The 13,011-nt window shown below is 59.5% G+C and carries 13 protein-coding genes; 12 read left to right on the top strand and 1 reads right to left on the bottom strand.

Features of this window, described 5'->3' with window-relative positions; all coding sequences use genetic code 11:
* The first annotated feature begins 57 nt into the window (after window positions 1-57).
* Together I8E17_RS26850 and I8E17_RS26845 are read left to right on the top strand one after the other, a co-directional pair.
* Window positions 58-1,398: an LLM class flavin-dependent oxidoreductase gene (locus I8E17_RS26850; RefSeq protein WP_069614153.1), complete on the top strand. Its 1,341-nt coding sequence runs from the start codon at window positions 58-60 to the stop codon at window positions 1,396-1,398.
* An 11-nt stretch (window positions 1,399-1,409) separates the two neighbouring features.
* Window positions 1,410-1,946, top strand: coding sequence for a flavin reductase family protein (locus I8E17_RS26845; RefSeq protein WP_069614152.1), 537 nt, complete (start codon window positions 1,410-1,412; stop codon window positions 1,944-1,946).
* On the opposite strand, the gene I8E17_RS26840 is transcribed toward I8E17_RS26845, so the two are convergent.
* Window positions 1,923-3,086 (bottom strand): aminotransferase, encoded by a 1,164-nt coding sequence (locus tag I8E17_RS26840; RefSeq protein ID WP_069614151.1) that lies wholly within the window; start codon window positions 3,084-3,086, stop codon window positions 1,923-1,925. The genes I8E17_RS26845 and I8E17_RS26840 overlap by 24 nt on opposite strands.
* Window positions 3,087-3,182: 96 nt before the next feature.
* Between I8E17_RS26840 and speB the strand changes: the two genes are divergently transcribed.
* The 10 genes from speB (at window position 3,183) to I8E17_RS26790 (ending at window position 12,933) form a co-directional block, all read left to right on the top strand.
* Entirely contained in the window at window positions 3,183-4,238 is a 1,056-nt protein-coding gene (gene speB / locus I8E17_RS26835; RefSeq protein WP_069614419.1) for an agmatinase, read from the top strand.
* 232 nt (window positions 4,239-4,470) lie between these two features.
* Window positions 4,471-5,085: a cupin domain-containing protein gene (locus I8E17_RS26830; protein WP_095439014.1), complete on the top strand. Its 615-nt coding sequence runs from the start codon at window positions 4,471-4,473 to the stop codon at window positions 5,083-5,085.
* Window positions 5,086-5,206: 121 nt separating this feature from the next.
* Entirely contained in the window at window positions 5,207-6,148 is a 942-nt protein-coding gene (locus tag I8E17_RS26825) for a substrate-binding domain-containing protein (RefSeq protein ID WP_069614149.1), read from the top strand.
* An 89-nt stretch (window positions 6,149-6,237) separates the two neighbouring features.
* A complete protein-coding gene (locus I8E17_RS26820; RefSeq protein WP_113366192.1) occupies window positions 6,238-7,035 on the top strand; it encodes an ATP-binding cassette domain-containing protein in 798 nt (265 codons plus the stop codon).
* Window positions 7,036-7,037: 2 nt separating this feature from the next.
* On the top strand, window positions 7,038-8,045 hold the full coding sequence (locus tag I8E17_RS26815; protein ID WP_229002273.1) for an ABC transporter permease: 1,008 nt from the start codon (window positions 7,038-7,040) through the stop codon (window positions 8,043-8,045).
* A 5-nt stretch (window positions 8,046-8,050) separates the two neighbouring features.
* On the top strand, window positions 8,051-9,139 hold the full coding sequence (locus I8E17_RS26810) for a phosphotriesterase (RefSeq protein ID WP_069614417.1): 1,089 nt from the start codon (window positions 8,051-8,053) through the stop codon (window positions 9,137-9,139).
* Between the two features lie 26 nt (window positions 9,140-9,165).
* Window positions 9,166-9,936: a glutamine amidotransferase gene (locus I8E17_RS26805; RefSeq protein WP_069614147.1), complete on the top strand. Its 771-nt coding sequence runs from the start codon at window positions 9,166-9,168 to the stop codon at window positions 9,934-9,936.
* 5 nt (window positions 9,937-9,941) lie between these two features.
* The gene (locus I8E17_RS26800) at window positions 9,942-10,856 is read left to right on the top strand and encodes a ribokinase (protein WP_069614146.1); all 915 of its coding nucleotides are present in this window, start codon (window positions 9,942-9,944) and stop codon (window positions 10,854-10,856) included.
* Entirely contained in the window at window positions 10,853-11,695 is an 843-nt protein-coding gene (locus I8E17_RS26795) for a BtpA/SgcQ family protein (RefSeq protein ID WP_069614145.1), read from the top strand. Before I8E17_RS26800 ends, I8E17_RS26795 begins: the two co-directional genes overlap by 4 nt.
* Entirely contained in the window at window positions 11,692-12,933 is a 1,242-nt protein-coding gene (locus I8E17_RS26790; RefSeq protein ID WP_113366160.1) for a Zn-dependent hydrolase, read from the top strand. The genes I8E17_RS26795 and I8E17_RS26790 overlap by 4 nt, the downstream gene beginning before the upstream one ends.
* Window positions 12,934-13,011 lie beyond the last annotated feature (78 nt).

Raw genomic sequence — 13,011 nt, 5'->3', positions numbered from 1 at the left:
GATAATTTGTACATTCGCCGTCAACGGACGGCGTGGCCGATACAAAGGGAAAATTCGATGGCGCGGACCGATAAGATGAAACTCGGAACTTTCGTCTATACGTTCGGCTTTCATCCGGCATCGTGGCTGCATCCGGCAAGCGACGTCAATGGTGCCAACGACTTTACGCATCTGCTCGATGTCGCCAAACGATCCGAGGCGGCCAAATTCGATTTCATGTTCATGGCCGATTCTCCGGCAGCGGCCGTCGGCGATCCCAATGCACTCGCCCGCATTCCCACAAAGATGAACCGCTTCGAGCCCCTCTCGCTGCTTTCGGCGCTGGCAGTGACGACCAACGATCTCGGGCTCGTGGCAACAGTCTCGACAAGCTACTATGAACCGTACAATGTCGCGCGTCTGTTTTCCTCGATCGACCATCTGAGCAAGGGCCGCGCCTGCTGGAACGTCGTCACCTCAGACCATGACGAAACCGGCTATAACTTCAATCGCGAGGGCCTCGATCCGCATGCGTTGCGCTACGAGCGCGGCAACGAGTTCGTCGACGTCGTCTTCGGCCTTTGGGACAGCTTCGAGGAAGGCGCGCTCCTTCTCGATCGCGAAAACGGCGTCTACTACGACAAGGACAAGCACCACACCCTTAATCACAAGGGTAAGCATTTTCAGGTTCGCGGACCCCTCAATATCGCGCGAACGCCGCAGGGCCGTCCTGTCATCGCCCAGGCGGGCGGTTCCGAACCCGGTATGGACATGGCGGCACGCACGGCCGAGATCGTCTTCAGCCTGGCCTCGAACATCGAGCGGAACCGGGCCTTCTATGAGAATGTCAAAGGCCGGATGGCCGCCTATGGGCGTGATAAGGATGACCTGAAAATCATGCCGGGCATCGTCATCAACGTCGGCGAAACCGAGGCCGAGGCAAAGGCGAAGGTGGACTATCTGATCGACAAGATGCATCCCGATGTCGGGCGGCTGATGCTCTCCGAGTTCCTGGAGGCGGACCTGCGCGGCGTGGCCCTCGATGAGCCCTTCCCGATGGACCGTCTGCCGGCGGCGCCAAAGGGATCGCGTGCCCTGTTCGACGAGCTGGTCGATTTCGTCAAGAGCGGCCATACGGTTGGCGAGCTGATCCGGCACTATGCGGAGAAGCACACCGGGAATGGCATAACGGGCACGCCGGCCCAGATCGCCGACTACATGGAGGAATGGTTCGAAACGCGTGCGGCCGACGGCTTTATCCTGATGTTTCCGACCCTGCCGTCCAGCCTCGACGATTTCGTGCGGCTCGTGCTGCCGGAGCTTCGCCGCCGCGGGCTGTTCCGCGAGGAATATGAGGGCAAAACCCTGCGCGAAAACCTAGGCATTTCGATGCCGGCAAACCGCTTTGCCAAGACGTGAGGGCCAGGCCGATGGGTGACGACGCTCTGATCAGCGACACGGAGTTCAGGCTATCGATGCGTCATTTGGCCGGCGCGGTCAGCGTGATCACGGTCGGTGACGGCCAGGATCGTACCGGCTTCACCGCGACGTCGGTTTCCTCATTTTCGGCGGATCGGCCTTCCGTCATCGTCAGCGTCAACAGGACTTCTTCCTCCTGGCCAGCACTGCAGCGATACGGCTGTTTCTGCGTCAACGTGCTTGCGGCCGACCAGCAGCACGTCGCGCAATCCTTTTCCGGCGTTGGCGGACGCAAGGGCGCCGACCGCTACGAGGGTGCCGAGTGGTATCGCCTCAGGACAGGCGCAGCCGCTCTTGAAAATGCCCTGACGGTCCTCGACTGCAAGCTCGAAACCGCCTTCCAGCATCACTCCCATGCCATTCTGATCGGGCATATCCGTGCGATGGATATCCGGCGGGACATCGGGCCGCTGCTCTATTGGCAAGGCGGCTATCATGACCTGCCGGCGGCTGCTGATCGCCGCCTAGCGGAGCCGATCCGGCAGTAGTCCGATCGAGGCGACATCGGCATTGGCAAAGGCAAGCCTAAGGAAGCGCTCCTGGCCCTCGCCGAAATATGCGCCTGGTATGCAGACGACACCGCGTTCCCTCGCGAGTTCCTCGGCAACCTCGGACGACGATCGGCCCTCGAAGGGATGGCGAACAAAGGCGAAATAGGCGCCGATCGCCGCAATCTCCCAACCCACCAGCCCGGAAAACGCCGATCTCAAGGCATCGGCCCGGCGAGCGATTTCCAGCCGATTGCCGGCCCGCCAGTCGGCAAGGACAGGCAAAGCCGATGCAACCGCGATCTGAGCCGAACGCGGGGCGCAGATTTGCATATTGTCCATCACTTTCGCGATCTCAGCGATGAGCCCGGGGCCTGCCGTGACGGCGCCTAGCCGATGGCCGGGAATGCAGAAGGATTTCGAGAAGCTGTAGAGAAGGACAAGCGTATCCTCCCAGCCCGGCTCCGACAGCAGGGCGTGCGGCCTTCCGTAATCTTCGGCCAGGAAGTCGCGATAGGTTTCGTCGACGACCAGCCAGGCGCCGTATTTTCGGCACAGCGAGAAAAGCTCGTGAAGCAGCTGAGGCGGATAGACTGCTCCGGTCGGATTGTTGGGTGTAACGACGGCAAGCATCTTCGCGCCGGCCGCAAGCGCGGCTTCGGCAGAACCAAGATCGGGAAGGAAGCCGGTTGCAGGATCGCACTCGACCAGCCGCCGCCCGATCCCCAGCATCGACAGCGTCGTGTCGTGATTGAAATAGAAGGGATTGGTGAGCGCGACGGTATCGCCCGCACCCGCAAGTGCAATCGCCGTGCACATGAAGGCCTGATTGCAGCCGGCCGTGATATGGATATTGCCGGCAGAGATGTCGGCGCCGTAGAGTTCCGCGACATGGGCGGCATAGGCCTGGCGCAGCAAAGGCTCGCCCTCGATCGGCCCGTATCCTGTCATCGCCTGTTGTGCCGCCGTCTCGCCGAGAAGCCGCAGCATCTCCGGGTGTGCGGGATAGCCGGGCACAGCCTGCGACAGATCGATGAGTGGCCCCTTCGATCCCTTGTATTCGCGTCCCCAGGCGACGACGGAAGGAATGGGCGGAGGCGAGAGGCGGGCAACGAGCGAATTGGATTTTGCAGCGGTCATATCGATTTCTCTTTGATACCGATTGCTACAACGATACCAATTGTTTTCTCAACCTCTTTGTTGGGTGGGACGAACCTCAAGCGGAGACGCATGCGCATGGTGTGGGACAAGATGCGGCTCGAACAGCTGCGCGCGGAATTTGCAGACGCCAATGGCGGCGAGATATTCGACGAGAAGTTTCGCAAAGTGGCGGAGAAAATCATCTCCAAGAGCGGTACGAGACTGGCGCCATATGCCGGTGTCCCGACTTTCCTCAGCGCGCCCTACATGCAGGTCGCGGCCGACGAGCCTGACTTCGGCAATCTCCAGGTCGCGATAACGGGGATACCGATGGATCTCGGCGTCACCAATCGCCCCGGCTCCCGCTTCGGACCGCGTGCCCTTCGCGCCATCGAAAGGATCGGTCCTTACAACCACGTTCTGGGAACGGCGCCGGTCTTCGATCTTCGCGTCGCTGACATCGGCGACGTGCCGTTCCAGAGCCGTTACCGGCTGGAACTCAGCCACGACGACATCGAGAAGCGTATCGGCCAGATCGTCGATGCCGGCGTCGCACCGCTGTCGGTGGGTGGCGATCATTCCATCAGCCACCCGATCTTGAAGGCTGTTGGCCGGAATCGGCCAGTCGGTCTCATTCATATCGATGCGCATTGCGACACCAGCGGTGCCTTCGATCAAACGAAATTTCATCACGGAGGACCGTTTCGCAATGCCGTGCTGGACGGCGTGCTCGATCCGACACGGACAATCCAGATCGGTATACGCGGTTCAGCGGAATACCTATGGGAATTCTCCTATAAATCGGGAATGACCGTGATCCACGCCGAGGACCTCAGCGGAATGGGGATGGAAGCCGTCATCACCAAGGCCAAATCCATCGTCGGCGACGGCCCGACCTATCTCTCCTTCGACATCGACAGCCTCGATCCGAGCTTCGCGCCGGGCACGGGCACGCCCGAGATCGGCGGATTGACGACGCGCGAAGTTCTAGAGCTGATCCGCGGGCTGAAGGGCGTGAACCTCGTGGGCGGCGACGTCGTCGAGGTCGCACCGCAATATGACGCAACGACCAACACAGCACATGCCGGAGCCCAGGTGCTCTTCGAGATTCTGAGCCTCATGGTGTTCAGCCCGTCGATCGGCGGACACTGAATGTTGCGGACAATCCACGCGATGTCCGCGAATAATCTCCGGCAACGTCGCCGCAGGTCGACGAGAGGACCGCATAACGGAATCCAGGACGACAATCAGCTTTCCCTGTGAAACAGGCGTTGGTGGAGAAGTCGCCCTGGCGCCCATGTCACTGGCGTTCGTGATAGCTAGACAGATGCGGAGGGCTGGCGTTAAGCTTTGGCTTTGTAACGGCGACACCAGAAACATGAACATGATTGGATCCCCCGGGAAATCGGGAGAAGACAACGAGGAAAAGATACTGACCAATCCGGCGCGGCTTGGAGGCCGTCTAAGGCTCGCCAGGCAAACCCGGGGCTTGACCCTTAAGGCTCTTGCCCTGGCCGCGGATTGCTCTGAAAGCCTTTTGTCGAAAATTGAAAACGGCAAGGCTTCGCCCTCGTTACCGATGTTGCATAGACTTGTCGGTGTTCTGGGTACGAATATTGGCTGGATGTTCGAGGAGGCCGACGGTGAAGAGGGCATCGTCTTCCGTTCCGGGACAAGGCCTTTGATTGGACTCGACCCATTGCGCAGAGGGGAAGGCATCTCTCTCGAACGGATAATCCCCTATTCGCAAGGCCATCTGCTTCAATGCAACATCCACCACATTGAGGCTGGCGGCCAAAGCGCCGGGCCGATCCAGCATGTCGGCGAGGAGGTTGGATACGTTCTTGCCGGCGAGATCGAACTGATGGTCGGCGAACGGACATTCCGGCTTTCCGTCGGCGACAGCTTCGTCTTCAACTCCGAGCTGCCCCATTGGTATCGCAATGTGGGAGCGGAGCGCGCAAGCATCTTCTGGGTCAATACACCGGCGACCTTCTAGCGCCGCCACCGTCCTGAAAGCGAACCTGCGATCATCTTCAACGTCATGAATTCAAGTCACTTGACAATCATTCAAGTTACTTGAATACTCCCCGTGCAATCCAAAAACATGGGGAACGATCATGCATCTCAAGAAATACCTGTTCGGTTGCGCGATTGGCGCGACCGTGGCCCTTGCCTGCGGTGCCGGCGCCGCGATGGCGAATACGCTGGCTCTCGTGACGATCAACCAGCAGGCTCTCTTCTTCAACCAGATCAATGACGGCGCCAAGGAGGCGGCAAAGAAAGCCGGCGCCGATCTCGTCATATTCAACGCCAACAACGTGCCCAGCGCGCAAAATGACGCCATCGAGAACTACATCACCCAGAAGGTCGACGGCATCATATTGGTCGCCATCGACGTCAACGGAGTGAAGCCGGCAATCACCGCCGCCAAGAAGGCCGGCATTCCGGTCATCGCTATCGACGCCCAGATTCCGAACGGCGACAACATCGCCTTCGTGGGTGTCGACAATACCAAGGCGGGTGAGCAGATCGGCAAATTCTATTCCGATTACGTCAAGGACAAGATGGGCGGCAGCGCCAAAATCGGCGTCGTTGGCGCGCTCAATTCCTTCATCCAGAACCAGCGTCTTGATGGATTCAAGGCGGCAGTAAAGGCTGGTGGCCAGAAGGTCGATTTCCTCGATACCGTGGACGGTCAGAACGTCCAGGATGTCGCCCTCAGCGCGGCGGAAAATCTCATCACCGCCAATCCCGACATGACGACGCTCTATGCGACCGGCGAGCCGGCACTCCTCGGCGCCGTTGCGGCCGTCACCAGCCAGGGCAAAACAGGTAATGTCAAGGTCTTCGGCTGGGATCTGACCAAGCAAGCGATCGAGGGCATCGATCAGGGTTGGGTGACGGCCGTTATCCAGCAAGATCCGGCCGGCGAAGGCAAGGCGGCCGTCGAGGCGCTCGTCAAGGTGAAAAAGGGCGAGAAGATCGATCCGATCATCAATGTGCCTGTCACCATCGTCACCAAGGAAAATGTCGACAAGTTCCGGGGCATGTTCAATTAGCTCCCGCATCTCGTCACGTCATGGCCGATCGCATCGGCCATAACGTTGTGGCATCATGGCTAAGGCCATTTCCGCAAGGCAGCATTGATATGACAAACGCTGATACCTACCGCGTCAGGATGACCGGTATCTCCAAACGCTATGGCACGATGCAGTCGTTGGACAATGTGTCGTTGACCTTGAAACCGGGCGAGGTCCTCGGACTCGTCGGTGACAACGGCGCCGGCAAATCGACCTTGAGCAAAGTGCTTTCGGGCGCGGTGATCCCGGATTCAGGAACGATCGAGATCGACGGGAAACCAGTTTCCTTTGCCTCGCCGGCTGATGCGCGCACCGCGCATGTCGAGATGGTCTACCAGGACCTGTCCCTTTGCGACACCGTCGACGTGGCGGGAAATCTCTTTCTGGGGCGTGAACCGAAATGGAAGCTTGCGGGCATTCCAATCCTCGACAAGAAGACCATGCATGAACGGGCGCGCCATATGCTGGAAGGGCTCGGCATCGTCATTCCGGACACGCATCTGAAGGTCGAGAATCTCTCAGGCGGGCAACGCCAGTCGATCGCGATCGGACGTGCGGCGTCATTCAATCCTTCGGTCCTGATTATGGACGAGCCGACGGCGGCCCTGGCTGTTGCCGAGGTCGAGGCGGTGCTGGAGCTCATCCGCACGGTCAGCGCCCGCGGCGTCAGCGTCATTCTGATCACGCATCGGCTGCAGGATCTCTTCCTCGTCTGCGATCGCATCCAGGTGATGTATGAAGGACAAAACGTCGCCGAGCGACTTATCGCCGAAACAAATATCGAAGAAGTCGTCAACCTGATCGTCGGTCGCAAGTTCTCCGCGCGCTCGGCCGGCCAACATACCGAGCGAGGCGCTTCCGTATGACCATGACATCCTCTCACGCCCAAACCGGCACGTCGTCTCGGCTGCGGAAGGCTCGCCTCTACGACAAGGCGATAGCCAATGGCGGCATTGTTTCAATCGCCCTGTTTTTCATCGCGGTCTGCATTTTCTTCTCCCTCTTTACAAATGTCTTTCTGACCGCTCCCAATCTCTTGAACGTGGTCAGACAATCCGCCCCCTTGCTGATCGTGGCGGCGGCCATGACCTTCGTCATCACGACAGGCGGTATCGATCTTTCGGTTGGATCCGTATTGGCCCTTGCAGCAACACTTTCGGCCGCCTGCCTGCAGGCAGAAATCGCGTGGCCGATTGTCGTTGTTTTGATGATGCTTCTTGGCGCGGCGACCGGATTAATCCAAGGATATTTCATCGCCTATGAGCGGATCCCCGCCTTCATCGTCACGCTGGCCGGACTATCGGTCATCAGGGGGCTGGCGCTGCTTATCACCGGTGGCTACTCGATTCCGGTCGATCCGCAGAGCCCGTTCACGGCGATTGGCCAAGCCTGGTTCTTTGGCATCCCTGCCCCCGCGATGATCGCGATCGTCGCCCTCATCGCGGCCTATATCGCCTTCAACGAAACGCCGTTCGGGCGATACGTCACCGGCATCGGCGCCAATGCCGAGGCGGTGCGCCGCGCCGGCGTCAACACGCGGCGAGTCACCCTATTCGTCTATGTGATATCGGGCGTGGCAGCCTCCGTCGCCGGCATCATTCTCGCCGCGCGCCTGGGGTCCGGCTCCTCAAATGCCGGGCAAGGCTTCGAGCTCGATGTTATCGCCGCGGTTGTACTGGGCGGTACGAGCCTGTTCGGCGGGCGCGGTTCAGTGGTCGGAACGGTGCTCGGCGCACTGACGGTTGCCGTCATCGCCAACGGCCTGATCCTCTCGCACATGTCGCCCTTCCTCACGCCGATCGTCACCGGGGTCATTATCCTCGTGGCAATCTGGTTGAACTTCCGCCTTTTCAAAGGCGCGGTAAGGGGCCGCTGAGCATGATGGATCATCTCTTTGCCGAGGGGGCCAGAACGCGGCACGCCATTGGCGTTCATACCGGATGCGCAATGACCGTGCTCGGCCCAATTCCGGTCGCGGACATGGGCGTGACGCTCATGCATGAGCACATCTTCCTTGACGGAGCGACCTCATGGAAGTGCCCTTGCCATCCAGACGAAAAGGCGATCGCCGAACAGCCGGTTGGAATAGAGATCATCGGCGAATTGCGGATGAACCCCTATATGAACCGCGACAACGTCTCGCTGGATGATCGGGATCTGGCGCTAGCCGAACTTTCCCGCTTCCAGAAGCTTGGCGGCCATACCGTGGTGGAAACCACAAACTTTGGCATAGGGCGCGATGCCGAACAATTGGCCCGCATCGCCCGCATGTCCGGCCTAAAGATCATCATGGGAACCGGTTTCTACCTGGAGCATACGCATCCGGAGTGGCTGAAGGGCATGGATCTGGACGAAGTCACCGCCTTCATCGTCAACGACGTCGGCGGTGGCGAAACCCAGCCAGATATCATGGCAGGCATCATCGGTGAGGTCGGCGTCAGCAAGGACTTTACAGCCGAGGAGCAAAAATCCTTGAGGGCATCGGCACGAGCCTCGCGGTTGACTGGCCTGCCCCTATCCATCCATTTGCCGGGATGGGAACGCCTTGCCCATCGCGTACTTGATGTGGTCGAGAGCGAAGGCGCGGACCTGCGTCACACTGTGCTCTGCCACATGAATCCCAGCCACAATGATCTTCAATATCAAAAGAGCCTCGCAGAACGCGGTGCCTTCCTGGAATATGACATGATCGGCATGGATTATTATTACGCCGATCAGGATGCCCAATCGCCATCGGACGAGGAGAACGCTAGGGCGATCAGGGCGCTCATAGACCTGGGCTTCGCCGATCGGCTGCTTCTGTCCCAGGACGTCTTTCTCAAGATCATGCTGACCCGCTATGGCGGCTTCGGCTATGGCTACATTCTCAAGCATTTCCTGCCGCGACTGAAGCGTCACGGTGTCGACCAGCAGGCGATCGACCAAATGCTGATCACCAATCCCCAATCGGTATTTTCCGCCTCGGCCTGAAGGTCGGGTGCATCCAAGGAGCAGACATGAGCAAAAAAAAGGTTCTTCTGGCGGGTGAATCATGGGTTTCGACCGCCACCCATATCAAAGGTTTCGATCAGTTTCCGACGGTGACCTATCACACCGGTGCCGACGAATTGCTGAAGGCATTGAAGGACAGCGCCTTTGACGTCACCTTCATGCCGGCCCATGAGGCGCAGCGTGATTTCCCGCTGACAGCCGAAGCACTCGCGCAATATGACGCGATCATTCTCTCTGATATCGGCGCAAACACGCTGCTATTGCATCCTGATACCTGGATTCATTCCAAGAGAACACCGAACCGGCTGAAGCTGCTGCGCGATTACGTTACAAATGGCGGCGCGTTGCTGATGTTCGGCGGCTATTACAGCTTCCAAGGCATCAATGGCGGCGCGCGCTATCATAAAACACCGGTGGAGGAGGTGCTGCCGGTAACCTGCCTTGCCATCGATGACCGCGTTGAAGTTCCCGAGGGGTTTTCGCCCGTCGTGACGGGCAATGACACCCATCCGGTTCTCAAGGGCCTCGGAAAGGATTGGCCCTACCTTCTCGGTTTCAATGAGGTGAAGGTGAAGCCAGGAGCTGACGTGCTTGCGACGGTTTCAGGCGAATATGGTTCACAGCCACTTCTGGTAACCGGCACCTATGGCGCCGGCAGAACACTCGTCTGGACTTCGGATGTCGGTCCACACTGGCTGCCGCCGGAGTTCATTGCCTGGAACGGCTACAAGACGCTCTTCGAGCAGATGCTGGCCTGGGCAACGCTCAAGGACTGACGCCCATGCGCCTCCATGTCGTCGGCAATGTCTGCGTCGATACGAGCTTCCGCCTGCCGCGCCTGCCGCGTCCGGGGGAAACGCTCAACGCGACCTCGATCGTTGAAGGCATGGGAGGCAAGGGTGCCAATCAAGCGGTGGCGGCGGCGCGAAGCGGGGCAACGGTGTGCTTCTGGAGCGCGCTTGGCGACGACGACATGGCGGATGGCGTGAGCGAGACGTTGAAGAGCGACCTCGAGGTCGATCGACTGATCCGCCTGCCTCTTGCCACCGACCGTTCGACGATCCTGCTGGAAGAAGGCGGCGAAAACGCAATCGTCAGCGCCGTCGCCTGCGCGCGAGCCTTCGATCCGATCCGGCAATCGGCCCTGACGCGGACCTGGAGCAAGGGCGACATCCTTCTGATGCAGGGCAACCTGTCAAGCGAGGTCACCGCCAGCTGTCTGAAGCTTGCCGGAAGGTCAGGTCTAAGGACGGTGCTCAATGCCAGTCCTCTATCGGACATGACGGTCGAGGATCTTGCCGACGTGGATCTTGTCATCGTCAATCAAGGCGAAGCCACGGCACTGACGGGCATGGAAAGCCCAAGGGCAGCGGCAAACCTGCTTTTGGAGAACCGAGCGAGAAGCGTCGTGGTGACGCTTGGAAGCCAAGGCAGCCTCATATGGGATCGGGCGGATCAAACACCAGTTTTCCTCGCGGCGCCCAGGAGCGCGGTCGTTGACACCAGTGGTGCCGGTGACTGCTTTGCGGGCGTCCTCGTCGGCCTGCTCGCACAAGGAAAATCCCTGGCCGCAGCCGCGAACGTGGCAACCAAGGCCGCCGGCATCTCCGTCGGTCGTCTTGGAACGCTCGCCTCCTATCCCTCGCGGGTGGAAATTTTGGACATCATCAAGAGATCAGAACTGGAAAACACATGAGTGGGACAATGAAACCCATCGGGCAGGTAGCTAGCAACGCGCTCATCGATCTTTTCGGGCGCGAAAAGGCGATCATAGGCGTCGTTCACCTGGCGCCGCTTCCCGGTGCGCCGCGCTACTCCGGCGAGGAGATCGAGACCGTTTACCAGCGCGGGCTTGACGATGCCCGCGCCTATCTTGGCGGCGGCAGCGACGCCGTGATCATCGAGAACCACGGCGATATTCCTTTTTCCAAGCCCGATGACATCGGCCCCGAAACCTCGGCCTACATGGCCGTCATCTCCGATCGCATCCGTCGCGAACTCGGCGGTCCGATCGGCATCAATGTTCTTGCCAATGCCGCCATTCCGGCGCTTGCAATCGCCAGTGCGGCAGGCGCGGGCTTCGTGCGCGTCAATCAATGGGCGAACGCCTATGTCGCCAATGAAGGCTTCATCGAGGGAGAAGCTGCCCGCGCAATGCGCTATCGCGCACGGCTCAATGCCCATGGCATCCGCATCTTCGCCGATGCCCATGTCAAACATGGAGCGCATGCCATCGTTGCGGACCGGCCAGTCGAGGAACAGGTCAAGGATCTCGTCTTCTTTGACGCGGATGCCATTATCGCCACAGGGCAAAGGACAGGACATGCGGCCGATCTCGATTACATCAGAATGATCAAGCAGGCGGCGGGCCTGCCGACCCTCGTCGGCAGCGGTGTGACGCCGGAAAATGGTAACGACATTCTGTCGGTAGCCGATGGTGTGATCATTGCAAGCTCACTGAAGTATGATGGCGTCTGGTGGAACGCGGTCGATCCGCAACGGGTAAAAGACTTCGTGACAGGCATCCATCGATGACGTCATACCTACAAATCAATGCGCAGCGTCTGCTGCGGCGCATTGCCCATTTTGCAACGATAGGAGCAACGCCAGCGGGAGGGGTGAACCGTCAAGCGTTGAGCATCGGAGACAGGACGGCCCGGCGCCGGCTTGCTGAACTGGCCGTTGCCCGCGGTTTCAAAGTCCACCAGGATGCGATTGCCAATCTGTTCATCCGGCGTGAGGGACATGATCCTTCATTGCCACCCGTTTTGATTGGCAGCCATCTTGACAGCCAACCCACGGGAGGCAGGTTTGATGGTGCGCTTGGCACGCTATCCGCCTTCGAGGTACTGGAAGCCCTTGAGGATGCCGGAGTCGTTACGGAACGATCCGTCGAAGTTGTGTCTTGGACCAACGAGGAAGGTAGCCGCTTCTCTCCCGGTTGTATGGGATCCATGGCCTTTGTTGGCGCGGGCGACATGGCTGGGTGGCAGGATATGCGCGGCACCGACGGGGCAAGGCTTGGCGATGAATTGGCGGCGACATTGAAGGCGCTGCCGGAAGCCAAGATGCAGTCGGTCGGCCATGCGGTGTCCGCCTTCGTTGAGATGCATATCGAGCAGGGACCCGTTCTCGAACGCGCGGGCGTCCCGATCGGCCTCGTCACCGGCGTACAAGGAACCAGATGGCTCGAAGTTTCCTTCAGCGGCGAGGCCGCCCATGCCGGCACCACTCCGCTGGAATTCCGCAAAGATCCGATGGCGGCGGCCGTCACGGCGATTGCACAACTGCAGCTCCTCGTCATGCCGACCGATCCGATGGCGCGGCTGACCGTTGGTCGAATGAGCGTCGAACCCAGCTCCGTCAACGTCATTCCGAGCAGGGTCACATTCACCATCGACATCCGCCATCCGCGGGAAGACGCGCTCTCTTCCATAGAAGCTCAAATCGAGGCGGAATGCCGCGCGTCGGCTATGCGCCATATGGTCGATGTGCTCATCAAAAAACGCTTCGACTTGGCACCTGGACAATTCGACACGACAATCGTCGATGTGATCGACAAGGCTTGCGAAAGGCTGGGCGTTTCCAACATGAAATTGGTTTCCGGTGCCTTCCACGATGCACTTTTCATCAGCCGTGTTGCACCGACAGCGATGATATTTGTTCCGTGCCGAGATGGCATCAGTCATAACGAGGCTGAATTTGTCACCTCGGAAAATATCGAGACAGGCGCAAAGGTACTGTTCGAGACTGTCCTTTCTTTGGCCCGATGATCAATAGTCAACGCCCCGTGGTTCAGCATCGGTGATAGACGAACACCCGGCAGCGCCGGGGGCGTTGGGGTGGTTTTC

The sequence above is a fragment of the Rhizobium sp. AB2/73 genome (assembly GCF_020871915.1).
In the GTDB taxonomy this organism is placed as follows: Bacteria; Pseudomonadota; Alphaproteobacteria; order Rhizobiales; family Rhizobiaceae; genus Rhizobium; species Rhizobium dioscoreae.
Note: the sequence above shows the minus strand (reverse complement) of the source record. Positions and strands in the feature narration are given on the sequence as shown.